This is a genomic window from Tenacibaculum sp. M341, from assembly GCF_004337695.1.
Lineage (GTDB): Bacteria > Bacteroidota > Bacteroidia > Flavobacteriales > Flavobacteriaceae > Polaribacter.
The window spans coordinates 131681-148568 of record NZ_SJXJ01000007.1 but is presented as its reverse complement, the minus strand read 5'-3'; the positions used below and the strand labels follow the sequence as shown (position 1 = coordinate 148568).

At 28.4% G+C, this 16888-nt stretch carries 22 protein-coding genes; 2 read left to right on the top strand and 20 right to left on the bottom strand.

Annotated elements, in window-relative coordinates:
• Positions 1 to 228 precede the first annotated feature (228 nt).
• On the top strand, positions 229 to 438 hold the full coding sequence (locus tag EYW44_RS09670) for a hypothetical protein (protein ID WP_132723466.1): 210 nt from the start codon (positions 229 to 231) through the stop codon (positions 436 to 438).
• A gap of 95 nt (positions 439 to 533) precedes the next feature.
• Here the strand turns inward: EYW44_RS09670 and EYW44_RS09665 are convergent, their stop codons facing one another.
• Positions 534 to 1697: a sigma-54-dependent transcriptional regulator gene (locus EYW44_RS09665; protein ID WP_132723465.1), complete on the bottom strand. Its 1164-nt coding sequence runs from the start codon at positions 1695 to 1697 to the stop codon at positions 534 to 536.
• A 551-nt stretch (positions 1698 to 2248) separates the two neighbouring features.
• Between EYW44_RS09665 and EYW44_RS09660 the strand changes: the two genes are divergently transcribed.
• Positions 2249 to 2626: an HU family DNA-binding protein gene (locus EYW44_RS09660; RefSeq protein ID WP_132723464.1), complete on the top strand. Its 378-nt coding sequence runs from the start codon at positions 2249 to 2251 to the stop codon at positions 2624 to 2626.
• Positions 2627 to 3076: 450 nt separating this feature from the next.
• Here the strand turns inward: EYW44_RS09660 and EYW44_RS09655 are convergent, their stop codons facing one another.
• From EYW44_RS09655 to EYW44_RS09575, 19 genes are all read right to left on the bottom strand, one after another.
• Positions 3077 to 3784: a hypothetical protein gene (locus tag EYW44_RS09655; RefSeq protein ID WP_132723463.1), complete on the bottom strand. Its 708-nt coding sequence runs from the start codon at positions 3782 to 3784 to the stop codon at positions 3077 to 3079.
• A 146-nt stretch (positions 3785 to 3930) separates the two neighbouring features.
• Positions 3931 to 4410 carry a hypothetical protein gene (locus EYW44_RS09650; RefSeq protein ID WP_132723462.1) on the bottom strand — a complete coding sequence of 160 codons (480 nt, stop codon included), beginning with the start codon at positions 4408 to 4410 and terminating at the stop codon, positions 3931 to 3933.
• Positions 4411 to 4541: 131 nt separating this feature from the next.
• Entirely contained in the window at positions 4542 to 5675 is a 1134-nt protein-coding gene (locus EYW44_RS09645) for a DUF4268 domain-containing protein (protein ID WP_132723461.1), read from the bottom strand.
• Between the two features lie 188 nt (positions 5676 to 5863).
• Positions 5864 to 6052 (bottom strand): DUF2798 domain-containing protein, encoded by a 189-nt coding sequence (locus EYW44_RS09640; RefSeq protein WP_132723460.1) that lies wholly within the window; start codon positions 6050 to 6052, stop codon positions 5864 to 5866.
• Between the two features lie 253 nt (positions 6053 to 6305).
• Complete coding sequence (locus tag EYW44_RS09635; protein WP_132723459.1) at positions 6306 to 7838, bottom strand: rhomboid family intramembrane serine protease; 1533 nt, start codon at positions 7836 to 7838, stop codon at positions 6306 to 6308.
• A gap of 111 nt (positions 7839 to 7949) precedes the next feature.
• On the bottom strand, positions 7950 to 8393 hold the full coding sequence (locus tag EYW44_RS09630; protein WP_132723458.1) for a hypothetical protein: 444 nt from the start codon (positions 8391 to 8393) through the stop codon (positions 7950 to 7952).
• Positions 8394 to 8511: 118 nt separating this feature from the next.
• Positions 8512 to 8889, bottom strand: coding sequence for a hypothetical protein (locus EYW44_RS09625; RefSeq protein ID WP_132723457.1), 378 nt, complete (start codon positions 8887 to 8889; stop codon positions 8512 to 8514).
• 99 nt (positions 8890 to 8988) lie between these two features.
• Positions 8989 to 9357: a hypothetical protein gene (locus EYW44_RS09620; protein WP_132723456.1), complete on the bottom strand. Its 369-nt coding sequence runs from the start codon at positions 9355 to 9357 to the stop codon at positions 8989 to 8991.
• Between the two features lie 16 nt (positions 9358 to 9373).
• Positions 9374 to 9919, bottom strand: a complete 546-nt coding sequence (locus EYW44_RS09615; protein WP_132723455.1) for a hypothetical protein — start codon at positions 9917 to 9919, stop codon at positions 9374 to 9376.
• Positions 9920 to 9969: 50 nt separating this feature from the next.
• Complete coding sequence (locus EYW44_RS09610; protein ID WP_132723454.1) at positions 9970 to 10641, bottom strand: hypothetical protein; 672 nt, start codon at positions 10639 to 10641, stop codon at positions 9970 to 9972.
• 15 nt (positions 10642 to 10656) lie between these two features.
• Positions 10657 to 10815, bottom strand: coding sequence for a hypothetical protein (locus tag EYW44_RS22170; protein WP_165872194.1), 159 nt, complete (start codon positions 10813 to 10815; stop codon positions 10657 to 10659).
• Positions 10816 to 10860: 45 nt separating this feature from the next.
• Complete coding sequence (locus EYW44_RS22165) at positions 10861 to 11004, bottom strand: hypothetical protein (RefSeq protein ID WP_165872193.1); 144 nt, start codon at positions 11002 to 11004, stop codon at positions 10861 to 10863.
• A gap of 98 nt (positions 11005 to 11102) precedes the next feature.
• A complete protein-coding gene (locus EYW44_RS09605; RefSeq protein ID WP_132723453.1) occupies positions 11103 to 11651 on the bottom strand; it encodes a hypothetical protein in 549 nt (182 codons plus the stop codon).
• 49 nt (positions 11652 to 11700) lie between these two features.
• A complete protein-coding gene (locus EYW44_RS09600; RefSeq protein ID WP_132723452.1) occupies positions 11701 to 11985 on the bottom strand; it encodes a hypothetical protein in 285 nt (94 codons plus the stop codon).
• Between the two features lie 186 nt (positions 11986 to 12171).
• Positions 12172 to 12840, bottom strand: coding sequence for a hypothetical protein (locus EYW44_RS09595; protein WP_132723451.1), 669 nt, complete (start codon positions 12838 to 12840; stop codon positions 12172 to 12174).
• A gap of 249 nt (positions 12841 to 13089) precedes the next feature.
• Positions 13090 to 13596, bottom strand: coding sequence for a hypothetical protein (locus EYW44_RS09590; RefSeq protein ID WP_132723450.1), 507 nt, complete (start codon positions 13594 to 13596; stop codon positions 13090 to 13092).
• Between the two features lie 114 nt (positions 13597 to 13710).
• On the bottom strand, positions 13711 to 14538 hold the full coding sequence (locus EYW44_RS09585) for a mechanosensitive ion channel family protein (RefSeq protein ID WP_132723449.1): 828 nt from the start codon (positions 14536 to 14538) through the stop codon (positions 13711 to 13713).
• Positions 14539 to 14549: 11 nt separating this feature from the next.
• The gene (locus EYW44_RS09580) at positions 14550 to 15869 is read right to left on the bottom strand and encodes an ABC transporter permease (protein ID WP_132723448.1); all 1320 of its coding nucleotides are present in this window, start codon (positions 15867 to 15869) and stop codon (positions 14550 to 14552) included.
• Between the two features lies 1 nt (position 15870).
• Complete coding sequence (locus tag EYW44_RS09575; protein WP_132723447.1) at positions 15871 to 16800, bottom strand: ABC transporter ATP-binding protein; 930 nt, start codon at positions 16798 to 16800, stop codon at positions 15871 to 15873.
• Between the last annotated feature and the right edge of the window lie 88 nt (positions 16801 to 16888).

Sequence of the window (16888 nt, the reverse complement as noted above, 5' to 3'; positions counted from 1 at the left end):
AAAAACAACATAAAACACTAATAAACAACATATTAAACTCTTGGTATTTATACTCAAATTTACAAATTTGAGTATATTTTAATTGTTTCTCGGCATAAGTGAATGCTATATTTGACATGTTGTGTTTCATGATGTTATAATTTTTTCAACTACTGTAAAGACAACAGACATAGCTTGTGAATGTCTTTAAATGATCACATACTTAAACAATCTTTAAATATTTTTATAATGAAAAAATCAATTTACAGTATCGGTGGGAAATTGTTAAATCAAAAAGAACAAAAATCTATTAACGGAGGTTTTGGTTATGTAATTGTAGGTGGTTGTGCTCGTATCGAACATCCACACGAATGTTTAGAAACAGAAGTTTGTGAATGGAGATATAATAAATGTGATGTAAAGCATATTTTACCTCCACACATTGAGGTAGTATTGTAAAAACATATAAAAAGGCTGCTTTGGTATTCAAAACAGCCTTTCTCTAAATGTATTCTAATAGAATTAAACGAAGCTTACGCCTCAAATAATACTATTTACTTGCTTGCAAAAAGTTTTACATCATTTTCAGAAACCTCTTTTTCTCCAAGAATAATTAAACGTTCAACTACATTACGTAATTCACGAATGTTACCAGTCCAATCATATTCTTGCAATAACTTTACAGCTCCTTTGGTAAAACTCTTTTTAGGTGTACCTTGTTCTTTGGCTATCTTATCTGTAAAGAAATCTATTAATAAAGGAATATCTTCTCTTCTATCATTTAAAGCAGGAACTTTAATTAAAATTACAGCTAAACGATGGTATAAATCTTCTCTAAAACGTCCTTCAGCTATTTCATTTTTTAAATCTTTATTGGTAGCTGCTAATACGCGTACGTTTACTTTAATATCCTTATCAGAACCTACTCTAGAAATTCTATTTTCTTGTAAAGCACGTAATACCTTTGCTTGAGCAGATAAACTCATATCTCCTATTTCATCTAAAAAAATAGTACCTCCATTTGCTGCTTCAAACTTACCCGCTCTATCTTTATTGGCTCCTGTAAAACTTCCTTTTACATGACCGAACAACTCACTTTCAATTAATTCTGATGGAATTGCAGCACAATTCACCTCAATCATTGGAGCTTTTACTCTGTCTGATTTTTCGTGCAACCAATGTGCTACCAACTCTTTACCAGTTCCGTTCGGACCTGTAATTAAAACACGTGCATCTGTAGCTGCTACTTTTTCAATAATATCTTTTATATGAGTAATCGCTTCACTTTCGCCAATCATTTCATAATTCTTACTCACCTTCTTTTTAAGTCGCTTGTTTTCTACAACCAACTCTTTTCTATCTAATGCATTACGAACCGTATTTAATAAGCGATTTAAATCTGGTGGTTTAGATATATAATCAAAGGCTCCTAAACGCATGGTGTTTACCGCTGTATCTAAATCTCCGTGTCCAGAAATCATTACAATAGGAATTTCAGGTTTTAGTTTTCTGGCTTTTTCCAGTACCTCTACCCCATCCATTTTTGGCATTTTTATATCACACAATACCAAATCGTAATCATTATTTTTAATCAAGTCAATTCCCGCTAAACCATCTTCTGCTTCTTCTACTTGATAACTGTCATTTTCTTCTGATATGATCTTTTTTAATACTCTACGAATTGCCGCTTCGTCTTCTATGATTAATATTTTGCTCATTAATTTGTTTCTTAAGTTTAATTAAGATTATTCGGTTTGTTAATCTTTTACTTTTTATAGCATACATTGTGCCATAAAATATATTTTCCTTTTTAAATAAAGTAATAGAGTTTAGTAATTAGCTACGTATTTTTTGGTTATACCTGAACTTTAATAACTCTTATTAAATACTATAGTTGTTTGATGTACTGAACAAAAAGTTCTCGACTGCGCTCGAACAGACATTTACTCGTATTTTTAGTTATTTTAAATCAAAAAGTTACACCTCTTTCTAAATATGATTTTTACTATTAAGCTCTAAAAATAATTCTATCTTCTTTATTGTGCATCTAATATAATTTAAAATTAGAGAACCCCACAGTACATTGAGTGCAAATTCCATAATTCTTAAAACTCTTTTTACTGCAACTACAGATACAAACGACTGTTTTTAAACAGCTAAACTGTATTAAATATTATTTTTGAACCACAAGCTATACAGTAAAAATGGCTATAAATGAAAAGTGTAACCTGTAGTAAAAATAACTTTACTACACTAAAACCAAAAAATTATGATTAACGTAAAAAGAATTGAAAAAGTAAATCCACAAGACATTACTGCGCCTAAAAAACATTATTTACATGCCATTGGAGATGGTATTACCGATTTAGAGCGCCTTGCGTTTTTAATTTCTAACCAAAGTACGGTTAGAGAAGCTGATTGTTATGCTGTAGTACTTTCATTAGTGCACAATATTTTGGATCAATTATCTCAAGGAAAAATTGTAAAGTTAGATTCCTTAGGTACTTTTCAAATAGGTATCAATTCTTCTGGGGTTGCAACGGAAGAAGAAGTAAGTACTCGATTAATTAATAAGTCGCATGTAAATTTTAGACCTGATAAACGTTTAAGAAAAGTATTAAAAAATATAGAATTTAAGTTAGTGTAAGTATTCTATTCGTTTTTTAAAAACGTTAAACCTCAATGATACATTAGTATTGTTGAGGTTTTTTTATGCTTTTTTGTTAAAATTGCTGCTGCTGCATTTTTTTTTGGAGCTGTTCTTTTGACTAACTGCAGCTGTGCTCTTGACCAACTGCAACTGTGCTCTTCACTAACTGAAGCTGTACTCTTGACCAACTGCAACTGTACTCTTCACTAACCGAAGCTGTACTCTTGACCAACTGCAACTGTGCTCTTCACTAACTGAAGCTGTACTCTTAACCAACTGCAACTGTGCTCTTCACTAACTGAAGCTGTACTCTTGACCAACTGCAACTGTGCTCTTTTTTGCTGCTGCTACTGCTGTTTTTATGATTGTTTTATTCTCTATTTTTTTGCTTTTGTTGCAGTATGTTCATGTTACTACTGCATTATTTAGGTGGTTTTGTAGTCTTTTTTACTTAATTTCTACTTCTAATAATTTCTTCACTAATCTTTGCAAAGATTCTCCATACTTTACTTCTACTTCGTATTCTTCTTTTTTTTTCTCTAAATTTGAATACATTTTCATTTTATTGTTCCCTAAGAAATATATGCCTATATGCGGAGTATTATCATTTATAATATGCCTTCTTGCTCTAGATAACATTAACCAAGATAATCGAGTACCTATTCTTATTTCTTCATTTAGCCCTTCTAATCTCATTTCTTTGATTAATCTTATTGCTTCTTTATCTTCCTCATATCTATCTGGGTTAAAATGTCTTTCTTCTGTTTCATTCCAACTCTCTATAAATTCACCTTTAATACCTTCTCCTTCTTCATAGTATTTTGCTAATTTATTCAACTCTATTTCTGTAAATTGATTTTGTATTTCTGATGGAATTATTCTTGCTAGCACCCAACTTTTTATTATTGCTACTTGTCTTTCAAGATCATTACTTGTTATTTTAAAAATAGGACACCCATCCCATTCAAACTCATATACAGGAATCTCGCTAAAGTAGTATGGATATATTCTACAACTTCTGTCTTTGTGCTTTAATTCAATATGTGATTCATTACCAAAATCTGGTATGATAATTATTTTATTGCTCTCTATTTTTAAAAACTCATTACAATTATCATTAAGCTCTGATTGTAATTGTTGTATTTCTTTATACATTGAATTTTTTTTTCTTTAAATATTAATTAATCCATAAATTATTGGGTATCGGTATATCAAATAGTATTTAACTTTAATGTACTAACTTTTGGGGTATAATAGCGCTATTCTTTTTTACACATTTTTACTATCACATTTTATTCAATTTATCTATTGTTATATTTATTCCTCTTAAATCCTACAATTTTCAAATCAATCTCTTTTCTATATTGTTTAAGATCAAAAACAACAATAGGCATTACCTCATCTTTAAAATCCCAAATTATATTATTTCCTGAAATATCGATGTTTACCATAAGACCATTATAATTAATATCTCCACATAAACAGGTATATAAAGGAATTTGAGATTCAAACTTATAATTTAAGCTTTTACTTTCAGTTAATAAAAATTCATTAATTTTTTCTCCTTTTAGAATTCTACCACTAATTTCCAAGTTTTTAAAATCCAACTTCTCATTAATCCACCCCACAAACTCATTTTTTTCAACAAATGCATTGAAACCGTATTTAGCATCAATAATTTCCTTTAAGTTTACTCCATCAATAAAATATTCAAAATGAGAAACATTAGGAAAACATTCTAAATTTTTCTTCTTCCATGTCAATTCAAACTCACTTATCATAATTTTGTTATTCTAATACTAATGTGAAGTTTTTATTTCCTTTTGATTTTGAATTAACATATAAATAATTCAGGGAAACAATAAACAAAATCTTTACACCTATCACTTACTAAAAACATGAAAACAAAATTTTATCCTAAATTTTTCCTTTTTAATTGACTATTTATTTTCTTTAAATGTTCTTTAAATGCTTTTTCAAAACGAATCATTCCATCTATCAAAAATTGAATCATTTCATTCCAATTCTCTTTTTCAAAAACATTAACATTTGAATTTTCATATTTAATTCGACAGGCTCTCTTATCTTCTAGTTTTTCCCAAACTAGTTTTTGTCCAAAAGTTTTTTCTATAATTTCTTTTTCGGTCTCTAGTTTTTCAAAAATTAGAGTATTCTCTTCAAGTTCTCCTCTATCTATATATAATTCAACCCTAACATACTTTTTAGAAATAACAAAATTATACCCTACTCCTCGAACACCAGAACCAGCTCCAATCCAATTGTAAATGGAGGGACTAATATTTTGAAATAAATTTGACTTAGTATTAAGTTCACTTATTAACCGAGTCCAAAAACCTTTTCTAATCAAATGTCTAGTTTTTAATTCTTCTTGAGAATTAAAATCTTCTTGAGCCTTTTCAGCCATTTTAATTGTATAATCCTCTGCCTCTTTAACAGGGATTATTTGTTCTATATTTAACAAAAACTTTTCTCCAAAAACATATGGAGTTGCCTTGAAACATTGAATCTTCAATTTATATTTAGATAGCAGCCACATAACAGTTGAAGTTACTTCTTTTCTATAATTTGCTGCAACAAATATTATTCGTTGATTTTGATTAAGCTGTATATCCTCATTATCAAAAAACTCAAGAATATTTTCTTCACTATTCTCATTCAATCCTTGTTTATTTAAATAATCTTGATAGATATCGAAAATCTGTTGTTTTTTTAAACTTGAACAATATGAAGCATATTTCAATGCCTGCCAAGTTACATCACGTCCTGTATCATCTAGTTTATTTTCAATAACTACTATATTCCCTTGTTTATCAACCGCTAACAAATCTAGCCTTTCTCTTGTATCATCAAACCCATCAAATTCTTTTTGAATTATTAGTAATTTTTGCTCCTCTTTATCTCCAAGTGATGATGGGTTATTAGCAATCCACTCTTGTAAATGTTCACGTTCTTTAAATCCTAGCTCCGAAAAAGTCTTTTCGGTTATTTTTTCAATTCTATTAGTGATTTTATCTATTGTGAACATATGTATTTTAAGTAATTTAAATATTATATTTATATGGGCTGTGTAAAACAAATATAGGTGTTAAAAATATGTCTTTTCAAATATTTTTTTCTTTACAAGAAGCTTCTAATCTAATCTACTATATCATCTGCATAAACATACAATTAAAAAATAGAAGCTTAGATCCAAACCTTTATCAATAAATATTACTATCCGTTATTTTTAAAAAGACTATCAACAAATTTTTCTATTAATGGAGCAATAAAAAGTATTGCTGGAATAACAAAAACATAAGCTAATAACCATGACTTTAACCATACTTGTAAAAATTGATCATTAAAACCTAAGTTGATAGAGATTAATGAGAATGAAATAATTCCAGTTGTAATTATACCCATTGTTAGTGCAAATACTACTTTTTTAAAAAGTTCTGTTTTCTTTTATAGACTCATATAGGTTTATGTTTTACAAAGTCTGGTAAGAAAACATTCATTGAACTAACTAAATTTTCTGTAATGATATAAATGTTAGGATTGAATTTGAACAGCACCTCTTCTTTGAGTAATTCCATACCCTCGATGTGTCAATTGAATGCTACTTTTTGCATTGTGATAAAATTTATTATTTAAATGATATCACAAAATTATTAAGCTATGAAGAGCGCTTATTTACCTTATGGTAAAAAATATAAATTCCTCCAATCACAAATCCACTTATCAATCCACCAAAATGAGCTGCGTTATCAATCCCTCCAAAAATTCCAAATAACAAACTTACCCCTGCATAAAGTCCTAATAGCATCCAAGTAATTCCTCTCACATAACTAGGGTAAATTTTAAAAACTGTAAAAGATAAAATTAATCCATACAGTCCAAAAATAGCACCAGAAGCTCCGACACTTACAATGTTCTCATGCCAATATATACTTGATAAGCTTGCTATTAGTCCACATGTAAGATAAAAGAATATCAATTTTACTGGACCAAGTATGTAATTTAATAAACTTCCTCCTAGTCCAAGACCAGCTAAATTCATAACTAAATGTAAAATACCACTATGAATAAACATTGAAGAAAACAATCTCCAATATTCACCTCTCATAACTTCAAATCTTCTATTTCCTCCAATTTCAAGTAGTTCTTGCGTTGTAGGTGAAATCACATTTAAGCCTGCAAATGTCATAACTAGAAAAACTATAATATTTAAAAGTATTAAAATTGCAGTGGCTTTATTATCTCCCATCGGATTTAAAAAAGCTATTACTTCTTTCAAATCGTCTTCTTTTAGTGGTGTATTGTTTTTGAAATCGTTTAACTCTTTTTCATCTATTTTTGGAATCAAAACCATTAATAAAATAACAAAAGATCCAATTCCAAAAGATCCAAAAATCCACGGAAATGAATTTTCATGTCTATCTTCAAAAACATCCCTTTTGGGAACAAGTATTATTTGTTCTTTTTCGTTTAAAGTATCATTATTTTCTTTGATAGCTTCAATAAAACCGTCTCTTTCATCTGAATACCCTAGTCGCTCAAAATATTGAACATCTTGAAAATCATATTTCTTAAACTCCTTTTCTGATTTTTTAAAAAAAGCTACGTATGCTGATTTTTTTCTTTGTTCACTAGTTCTATTACTTACACTCTTTTTATACTCTACTCCATACCAAATAGAGTTGATACTATCAAAAGGACAAGCTTGATATAAATAAAAATTCAAACTTTCATTATTTCGTCCAGAAGTTCTTGCAGTTACGTATGATAGAGTTGATGTTTCATCAACATCAAAGGAAACAACTTTAAAGTACTTTTCTCTTTTTAGTTCTTTTACTTTTGTAATTGATGATATTTCATTTAAATCAAAAAAACTTTTTTCAAGATAATTTTGACTTACAATTATTGGAATAGTCATGGCAGCTGCCATAGCAAACTGATAACCAAAGTATCCTTTGTCATTTTCACCTTTAATATTTAAGACTCGAACTCTTCTTCTTAACCAGATAAGTACCGAAATCCAAGGAAAAGCAAAAGGTATCCAAAAATTCAATAAGTCTTCTTTTAATGGTAAAATCCCAAGTTTGATATCAAAAAACCAACGGGTGATATTGTAAGAAAGAATAGTTCCTATCGAAACTATTAAAAATGGAATGTATACTTCTTGAAATTTTGTCTTAATATTTTTCAATTCGCAATGTTGATTTTATTTACTCGTTAACGTTTTAGTTAATTTATTTTTAATGAAGTTTAGGAAGTATTCTAAAAAAATTTAATTTCGATTTCTACTTTATATCAATCATTATAAAGAAGCAAAAAAACTATCCAAATCCTCTTCATCATATTCATTTAATATTAATTCTTTTTCTAATAGTTTTTGAGTTATTTCATAAAGATATCCAGTATAATTAACTTCAAATTTAATACTTACATCTGGACTATTAAAAACATCCTCTCCATTAAAATTTGAGATAACACTCATTTTATTCCCCCCATGAAAATGAATTTGTATGTGAGGCTCTTTATCTAAACCATGGTTTAGATTTCTTGATAATATTAAAGTGGTTAACGATTGTCCAGCTCTTATTTCTTTATCTAGTTTTAAGTTTCTCATTTGTCTAATCAAGCGTAAAGCATCTTTACCACTAGAACTCCAACTTCCACTAAAGGAACTATAAAATTCCTCAACTAAATCCCAACTTTCGATAAAGTCTATTTTATAACAATCTTTTTTTGTTCTTTTCATTTATATCTATTAATATTATTTAAACAAATCTTCATCAATTGAAATAATCCAATAACCTTAAAATCTGCAGACTCTAAACATCAACTAACAACTCAATAACAAATGATTTTTATATAAACTAGTCACTAATTAATTTTACCATTTCTTTTATTTCTTCTTTTAAAGAAACAAACTGTTCGTGTTTAACAAATTCTTTTTTGTAGCAGTCACAATAATTTTTCCAAGCTTCTTCCTCTGATTTTCCATTAATATTATTCCAAATATCCTCACATTTCTCTATGCCAATCAACTCTTGTTTTATAGATTTATTTATTAAGTAAATAGTATCTTCTATTACAACTAATGCATATAATGTATTTGGTTTAAAAGGTCCAATATCTTGTCCGTCAATACTAATTAAACCATAAGCCTGAATATCTTCTTGTTCATTTATTTTAAAAGAATGAATACCTGTTATAACATAATTAGAAGCAAATGCACTGGAAACAATATTCACTATTCCTGACTCTGAAAGTTTTTTGATTTTATAATCTTGCTTTTTAAAATAATCTGAGAAAATAAAACTGGACGTACATAACGTTGAGACATCTTTGTTCTAACTCATTAAACCATCAAGCATTCCAAATCCTAGCTCAGGAAAAAATGTTATAACACTTATTTTTCCTGCTGTATTAATAGTATTTACTTTAGTTGGTAGTAAAATATTTTTCAGCAACTTTTCTAAAGCCTTTATTGAATCATTCATTTGCCTATCAACAGCATCATTGATTTCTTTATTCTTAAAATACTCAACATTCCTATTTCTACGTTTAATATATTCTATTTCTTTTTTTCGACGATTCTTCTGAAAACCTTCTTTATCTATATTAACTGTTTTACTTTTCTGCTTTGATTGATTGTTATTTTTTTCAACACCTTTACACGAAAAAACTGTTATCAGTAAAATCAAGAATAAATATCTCATTTTTATTTCTGTTAATTTATTTATCATCTTTTAACACTCTATATCGTTTTCTATCAAATTCATCATCCATTTCCTCTTGGGTATACTCTTTAATCAATACTATTAAACCGTTCTTAATTAAAGCATCTAAATCTTCATATGATACATCATTAAACGAAAAAGATTGAGACTTTCCGTTAATTTCAAGACACCATGGACACCATAACACACCCCACATCTCCCAATAAAATTCGAATTCAAAGCAATTTAGTTGATTACATTTTTCTATAATCTCCGCATATAATGTATTTAATCTATCGCTCATTATTTTATCAAAATTAAAGGGCTGATTTAATTTTAACCATGAACGGAAACTACTCATATTTTCAATTACTATTAGTTTATTAAAAACTAAGTCGGTTATTTTAATAGGAAAACCTGTTTCAAATACTCTCTCATATAAATGAAGTAGCGTATTTTGATGAAACTCCCAAAATTTTCTTTTATCACAAAAATAATCTTCTCCAAAGAGTTTTATTTTTTCTGAAGAAACCAACTCTATTTCGTGTTTAAATTGAAACATTTACTGATTCTTTATATTTTTATAAAAACCTAGAAGCACACATTTAAAATCTAAAAAAACAACCTCTTTAATTTATTCCAAAAACCTGTTGTTGTATGCTTCATCTCTTTCTTTGATATTATAGGAGTACTTTCTTGGGCTACTTTTGGCTGAAGATAGAACTTTAAAAACTCTTCTTTTTCAACAAAATATTGTCCATACCCCAAATTTTGATCTGTTGAAGATATCAAACCAGCAGTTAATTCAGCAATAGCAACACTAATTACAGCACAACAGTTATTTATTTCTGCATCATTATAATCTGAACGATGTAAAAACCAAGATTTATTTACTTTTTTAGCCTTTGCAAACTTTTCTTCAATATTTGCAACGGTCTTTGTTGCTTCTTTGTAGATAGTTAGTTTCCACCAAGGATCAGCTGGATCAGTTTCTGAATCGAAAATTACATCCATATCGGTTTTAATCTCTCCAGATACACCTTCGATAGAAAAAATCAGTAATTGATTTTTCTCCCATTCAAATACCTCAGTTACATCAATTTTTAAATATACTTCTTCGTTAGTAATCTCATTATAATCAAGAATACGAACCTGTAGTTTTACTTTCTTTTTTAATCCAATGCTATTAAGAGATGAATTAATGTACTTTTCAGATAAGTTTACAATATCTCCAAAAGTAACGTTTGTATTTTTTGTTGGTATTACTGTGATAGTTGAACTCATACTCTCATATAGTAATTATTTTTTTCTTAATATAATTTGACTTGAATCTTTTGTTATAATTGAAGAAAACTCAGTTGTTTCTCCGTGTTGATGCCAAAACATTCTAATAGTATCAGAAACATATCCTTTTTTTGATAAAATTATATTTGCTAATACGTCTTTAGTTCGATTCATCTTGAAAAAGCCATTACTGTCTGTTACTGTTTTGAGAGAAAACTCTTATACAAGATCTTCTTTAACTAGTACTGAATCAATAGGCTTACCAAACTCATCTACTACAATTCCTGAATAATAATCATTAAATTTTATTCCGCAAGAATAAAAAAGTACTAGTATTAACAATAAAAAGATTGGCTGTTTCATTTAATCTAATCGTTTAAAGAAGTATGTTTATTATTTATAGCTTATATAAAAACCATTCTCTTTTTTATCATAACAAAAATAGCTTTTAGTATTTTTATTTATTCAAGTAAAATACTCCTAATTGAAGTATTCTTATAAATACCTATAACATAATATTCTCCATCTTCTACATTTAACAACTCTGCGTAAACATTCTTTTTTGATTTAATTATTTTAAAATTAATCTCAGTTTTATCTTTTAGCAGAATAGTTAGTCCATATATTTTTTCAATTTCTCCTATACTTCCTTTGTAAAATTCATTTTGTTTTAGGCTCTTTATAACAAATTCAATTTCTTTTTCTCTTTTTAATGTGTAAAGTGAATTAGGTACAGGCTTAAAATTGCTTTCCGTAAAACTTATATCAAAAATTTCTACTTCCTTTACTTCACTAGTCTTTAAGTTTTTTATCTTTTTATAAGTATTAATATTATCAAACAAATTTGGTCCTGAAAAAGTTAAAAAACCAAAAATTAATAATATTGATAATAATAGTATGAATATAAACTTCAGTTTACCTTTATTAACTACTGAAGCATACCCTACAACTAGAATCATTAAAACTATAATTACTCTAGGTATAAAATAATTGTAATATATACTGTTCATTAATTTTTTGCTAAATACTAGTTTATTTAATACTGCTCAATCGTTCATCTTATCTATAAACAAATCCCACTATATCTTTTGGAGTCCATTTTCTTAGCTCCTGAATTTCTTTATCATCTGTACATTGTATCAAAAGTCCTGTATTCATTTTTGTAATTTGTGACGACGCTATTCCCTCTATACCTATTATTTTTCTTTTGAATACTTTATCAAAAACATTGAACTCAATATAATCTCCAATAGATATTTCACCTTCTAAAATAACCCCAGCAAAAACAATTCCTCTACCGGTAATATTAAATGTATCTGATATTTGATATTTTGCTTTTATCATTTTATAAATAAATGTAACATATTCTTTTGTTATATAGACTTCAAATTAAAACTGGTTCAACTTTTATTTACAGCAATAATCTGTAGAATAGACATCACTTAATCAGATCTTTTCTATAATCAATAAACCTTTTGTAAACTCAGCTAATCTCTTTCCAAATCACCCTGAATTAATTTCAATTTACACTTATTTTTTCTCTAATTCATAAACATCTTTCTCTGTAAAAGCTCTAAAAGAAAACTTATAGCCTTCTGCTCCAGCAATAACATAAAAAACTAAATCCATAGGCTTAAATGTGATTCCCATAATGTGAAGTAATTGACTGTAATCAAAATAGAATAACGTCTCTATATAACCTAAGTTTTCTTGATTCGCTATAAAGCCTACGATGCTAAAGAAGTTTCCTAATAAACAAGACATAACAGCTATAATTACTCCTGAAATTCCAAAAACAACATCTATTCCTTTACCCGCAGCACGCATAGTTAAACCAACAATTGCACCAATTGCAATAGCCATAAAACCTATTTGAAAATTTGTTAATACAGTAATTACTCCCCATAAAATAGCAGAAAGAAGCCCTGTAAAAATACTTGCGGTAATTCCTCTTGTTAAATTTTGCTCTTGTTTGAATTTTTCTAAATTCTCTTCAGAAAATTTAGTCAATATTTCGTCAGGTGCTAAAACATCTTCATTATCAATATTCTCAACTACCTCAACATCCTCTGAGTAAAATTCACAATTGTTTTCAAAATCAGCAATTTTATCAGTTAAACCACAAACTAACCCTACTTGAAAATTTGGTTTTCTGTTTGTACAAGTTTTACAAAATCTTAAATGTTCTTCTCTTTTCATAATTTTCATTTTTATCTAAGCACAAACATGTTATGAATAAACATAATTATGCCTAACTCTCTTATAATATTAATGTTTTAGTAATTGTAAAAAATGAGAAATAGCTAATCTATTAAGGGATTATTTCTTTTTCGAATGCAAATCTATAAAAAAAGATTAGTAATGTCTTCAATTTACTTGAAGATTTCATATTAAATAATTGACAAGTAGTTTTTTAGACAGAAACAACACTTTTTAAACCTCACTATTTCAAAAATTTGTCATTTTAACAACCTTAGCCTCACCTTCAGTAATCTTAACTCGTTGCATCAATCCTCCTCCAGTATTGTCCCATAACATAAATGCAATAATATAATAATCTCCCTGGGGCAAGTTTAAAAACTCAAACTCACCTTTATCATTACACATGGCTTTTTTTGTATCATGATACCCTTTTGGATCAGGGATAAATTTAGGTACTCCGTCTTCTATAAAAACATGTCCTTCTTTATCACTTTTGTAAATATTAAATAATCGCTCTTGAGAATATGCACTAAAAGGCTGTAGTTCTATTCTAAATTCACTACCAAAACGAATTTTTCCGTTTTTAGATTTGAACTTAGCTGTTCCTCTTATGCTTCCTGTTCCACTCTTTTTAAACCAGGTTACTTCGTTTTGATCAAACTTATTGACAATAGTAACTGTCTTTTTTGTTGTTTGCCCCAAACATGTTAACGACAAGAGTGCAATGGTAATGAATAGTAAGTTTAGTTTCATAATATATTTGTTTACAGTAAATTTAATCAAACAAACCACTTATATGCAAGTATATAAGATGTCTACTTAATTTTTACTAGTAAGTTTTATAACAACTTCAACTTACGAGTAATATTAAATTTCCTTGTAAATATGTATATCTCTTTGAGGAAAAGGAATAGAAACTTTGTGTTCTCTAAACAGTTCGTCTATTTTAAAACGAATATCGCTTTGTGGAATAATAGCTTCAAAACTATCATTTAACGAAAAAATAAGAGTAAAGTCTAATGAACTATCTCCAAAGTTTGAAAACAACACCAGTGGTGCAGGATGTTTTAATACCTTCGGATGCGAATTAGCTGCTTCAATTAATAATTTTTTCACCAATTGTACATCACTCCCATAGGCTACTCCAACCTTTACACTTTCTCTAGTTACCTTTCCGTTCTGAGTCCAATTATAAAGACTATTGGTTAAATACTTATGATTTGGTATAATAATTACTTTATTATCAATAGTAACCGCTCTTGTAGTTCGTAATTTTATTTCTTCTACTCTACCAATTTTTTCATCTATTTCAATAATATCCCCCACATGCACACTTTGATCTAAGATGATAAAGATTCCAGAGATGATATCTTGAAAAAATGTTTGCAACGCCAAACCAACACCAATTAAAAGTGCTGTTGATGCTGCAAACACTGCTGTTATTTCTACTCCTGAACTTTGTAAAGTAACTAGAAAGATAATAATGTATAGCAACCATTTTCCAAAAGAAAAAACAGTATCAAACTTATTTTGATCTTGATCTTCTAATCTTGAGTTTACATACTTTCGGAGTAATCTAAGAAACAATGAGGCTAAAATTATAAAAACAGTCAATATTAATAATGACTTTACATCAATACTTATATGATCGTTATACCTAAGCGTATAATTTAAAACCTCATTAATTTCTTTCATCTATTTATTTTTTATGAACTATAACGTATCCATTTCCATAAATCTTTATAGGTAGGCTTTTTACCGTACATTAAAATACCAACTCTATAAATTTTAGCTGCAATCCATACTACTCCTGCAAAAGTAAGAACTAATAATAACATAGAAATTAAAATTTCCCACCAAGCAACACCGAAAGGCACTCTCATTAACATTACTATTGGTGATGTAAACGGAATATGAGAAAAAATAACAGATACCGGTCCGTGAGGATCATTAATTACTGTAAAAGCTCCAACATACACAGCTAACATTAATGGCATTATAATTGGCATCATAAACTGTTGTGTGTCTGTTTCATTATCTACTGCTGCTCCAATGGCTGCATATAATGAACTATATAACATGAACCCTGCTAAGAAATAGAATATAAATAAGAAAACCATAGTAAGCCAAGGTAACTTACCTAATTCTACTAAAAAGTCCGCTTTATTTCCCATTACTTCTTGCATTTGTGCCAATTGTTGAGCATCAATATCACCAGAAAGTAACTCAGGCGAGCTTACTCCTAAAAACATTCCTCCTACAGTAGTTGCTGCAAATAATAAAATAGCCCAAATTAAAAACTGTACTAATCCTGCAGATACATTTCCTATAATTTTACCCAACATTAATTGAAACGGTCTAACAGAAGAAACAATTACTTCTATAATTCTACTTGTTTTTTCCTCAATAACACTTCTCATAACCGAAGTACCATATATTATTACAAACATCATTAACAAATAACCCGCTACTGTACCAACACCAACCTTAAGACCATTTCCCATTTTAGAACTTTTCTCTCCAGAGAAGTTGAACAACTTAATATCTGAATAAATTCTAGAAGATTTAATCTTTTGTTCATCAATACCAAGTTTTTCCATTTTTAAACTTCTCAACTTTTGATTGATATTGTCTTCTAAATCTTTAATTGTGTTTAACCCCGGACTTTCTTTAGAAAAGAACTCTACAGAAGATGCCAACACCTCTAAACTATCTATTTTAGGAATATAAAGTACTCCAAAATGTTTTCCTTCTTGAACCTTCTTCTTTGTTTCCTCCAACCCTAATTTTGTATAATCTTCGTACTTAAAAGTTTCAGTACTCTTAAAATCACCTGTAGAAAAGATTCCTGATTGATCTACATATACAATCTCTTTTACATTACTTTCATTCTTCTTTGTTAAAAAAACAATTAAGGCTCCCATTGCTATCATAATCAATGGACTTAAAAACGTCATTATTATAAACGACTTATTTTTAACCTTAGCAATAAACTCACGTTGTATGATTAATTTTAACTTGTTCATCTTAATTAGTTTTATTTACTGTTTGAATAAAAATATCATTAGCACTAGGCACTAACTCTACAAAATGATTTACCTGTCCATTTGAAGTTAAAAAAGATAACAAGTCATTAGCTGAATTATTATTCTTTAACTTTACATTCAATTTTAAACCTTCATTTAACGATTTAAAATTAGCTGAACTCACCTCAAAGTTCTCTTTCAGTTTTTGTTGAACCTCTGTAGGATGATCCGTTTTTAAGCCTATCTCAAAAATATTAGTACGATATTCTCTTTTAATATCATCTAACTTACCGTCTAAAATTTTATTCGACTTATGTATTAAAGCTATGTAATCACACATTTCTTCCACACTCTCCATTCTATGAGTAGAAAAAATAATAGTAGCACCTTCATCTCTTAATTGTAAAATTTCTTTCGCAATTAATTGTGCATTAATAGGATCAAAACCAGAAAACGGTTCATCAAAAATTAACAACTTTGGTTCGTGTAAAACAGTTACTATAAATTGTACTTTTTGAGCCATTCCTTTAGACAACTCCTCTATCTTCTTATTCCACCAAGCAGTAATTTCAAATTTTTCAAACCAATATTTTAATTTCTTTTTGGCTTCAGATTTACTCATCCCTTTTAATTGTGCCAAGTATAATGCTTGCTCACCAACTTTCATAGACTTATATAAACCTCTTTCTTCAGGTAAATATCCAATTTGTTCTATATGATGTGGAGCTAATTTTTCTCCATCTAAAATAACCTCACCACTATCTGGCATTGTTATTTGATTGATAATTCTGATAAGAGATGTTTTTCCTGCTCCGTTAGGTCCTAGTAACCCAAACACACTTCCTTTAGGAATGTGTAACGATACATTATTTAATGCAGTGTAATCTCCATAGCGTTTTACTACATTATTTATTTCTAATAAATTACTCATTGATTTTTGGTTATGTTTATGTAAATCTGAAAGCATTCAAGACAAACTTACATACTTTTATGTGTATTAGTATACTATTACCAAAATA

What these genes read in the sequence shown, in the direction of transcription:
- EYW44_RS09670 (WP_132723466.1), top strand. Translation starts at nt 229, where the DNA reads ATGAAAAAATCAATTTACAGTATCGGTGGGAAATTGTTAAATCAAAAA.
- EYW44_RS09665 (WP_132723465.1), bottom strand. Translation starts at nt 1,697, where the DNA reads ATGAGCAAAATATTAATCATAGAAGACGAAGCGGCAATTCGTAGAGTA.
- EYW44_RS09660 (WP_132723464.1), top strand. Translation starts at nt 2,249, where the DNA reads ATGATTAACGTAAAAAGAATTGAAAAAGTAAATCCACAAGACATTACT.
- EYW44_RS09655 (WP_132723463.1), bottom strand. Translation starts at nt 3,784, where the DNA reads ATGTATAAAGAAATACAACAATTACAATCAGAGCTTAATGATAATTGT.
- EYW44_RS09650 (WP_132723462.1), bottom strand. Translation starts at nt 4,410, where the DNA reads ATGATAAGTGAGTTTGAATTGACATGGAAGAAGAAAAATTTAGAATGT.
- EYW44_RS09645 (WP_132723461.1), bottom strand. Translation starts at nt 5,675, where the DNA reads ATGTTCACAATAGATAAAATCACTAATAGAATTGAAAAAATAACCGAA.
- EYW44_RS09640 (WP_132723460.1), bottom strand. Translation starts at nt 6,052, where the DNA reads ATGGGTATAATTACAACTGGAATTATTTCATTCTCATTAATCTCTATC.
- EYW44_RS09630 (WP_132723458.1), bottom strand. Translation starts at nt 8,393, where the DNA reads ATGAAAAGAACAAAAAAAGATTGTTATAAAATAGACTTTATCGAAAGT.
- EYW44_RS09620 (WP_132723456.1), bottom strand. Translation starts at nt 9,357, where the DNA reads ATGAGATATTTATTCTTGATTTTACTGATAACAGTTTTTTCGTGTAAA.
- EYW44_RS09615 (WP_132723455.1), bottom strand. Translation starts at nt 9,919, where the DNA reads ATGTTTCAATTTAAACACGAAATAGAGTTGGTTTCTTCAGAAAAAATA.
- EYW44_RS09610 (WP_132723454.1), bottom strand. Translation starts at nt 10,641, where the DNA reads ATGAGTTCAACTATCACAGTAATACCAACAAAAAATACAAACGTTACT.
- EYW44_RS22170 (WP_165872194.1), bottom strand. Translation starts at nt 10,815, where the DNA reads ATGAATCGAACTAAAGACGTATTAGCAAATATAATTTTATCAAAAAAA.
- EYW44_RS22165 (WP_165872193.1), bottom strand. Translation starts at nt 11,004, where the DNA reads ATGAAACAGCCAATCTTTTTATTGTTAATACTAGTACTTTTTTATTCT.
- EYW44_RS09605 (WP_132723453.1), bottom strand. Translation starts at nt 11,651, where the DNA reads ATGAACAGTATATATTACAATTATTTTATACCTAGAGTAATTATAGTT.
- EYW44_RS09600 (WP_132723452.1), bottom strand. Translation starts at nt 11,985, where the DNA reads ATGATAAAAGCAAAATATCAAATATCAGATACATTTAATATTACCGGT.
- EYW44_RS09595 (WP_132723451.1), bottom strand. Translation starts at nt 12,840, where the DNA reads ATGAAAAGAGAAGAACATTTAAGATTTTGTAAAACTTGTACAAACAGA.
- EYW44_RS09590 (WP_132723450.1), bottom strand. Translation starts at nt 13,596, where the DNA reads ATGAAACTAAACTTACTATTCATTACCATTGCACTCTTGTCGTTAACA.
- EYW44_RS09585 (WP_132723449.1), bottom strand. Translation starts at nt 14,538, where the DNA reads ATGAAAGAAATTAATGAGGTTTTAAATTATACGCTTAGGTATAACGAT.
- EYW44_RS09580 (WP_132723448.1), bottom strand. Translation starts at nt 15,869, where the DNA reads ATGAACAAGTTAAAATTAATCATACAACGTGAGTTTATTGCTAAGGTT.
- EYW44_RS09575 (WP_132723447.1), bottom strand. Translation starts at nt 16,800, where the DNA reads ATGAGTAATTTATTAGAAATAAATAATGTAGTAAAACGCTATGGAGAT.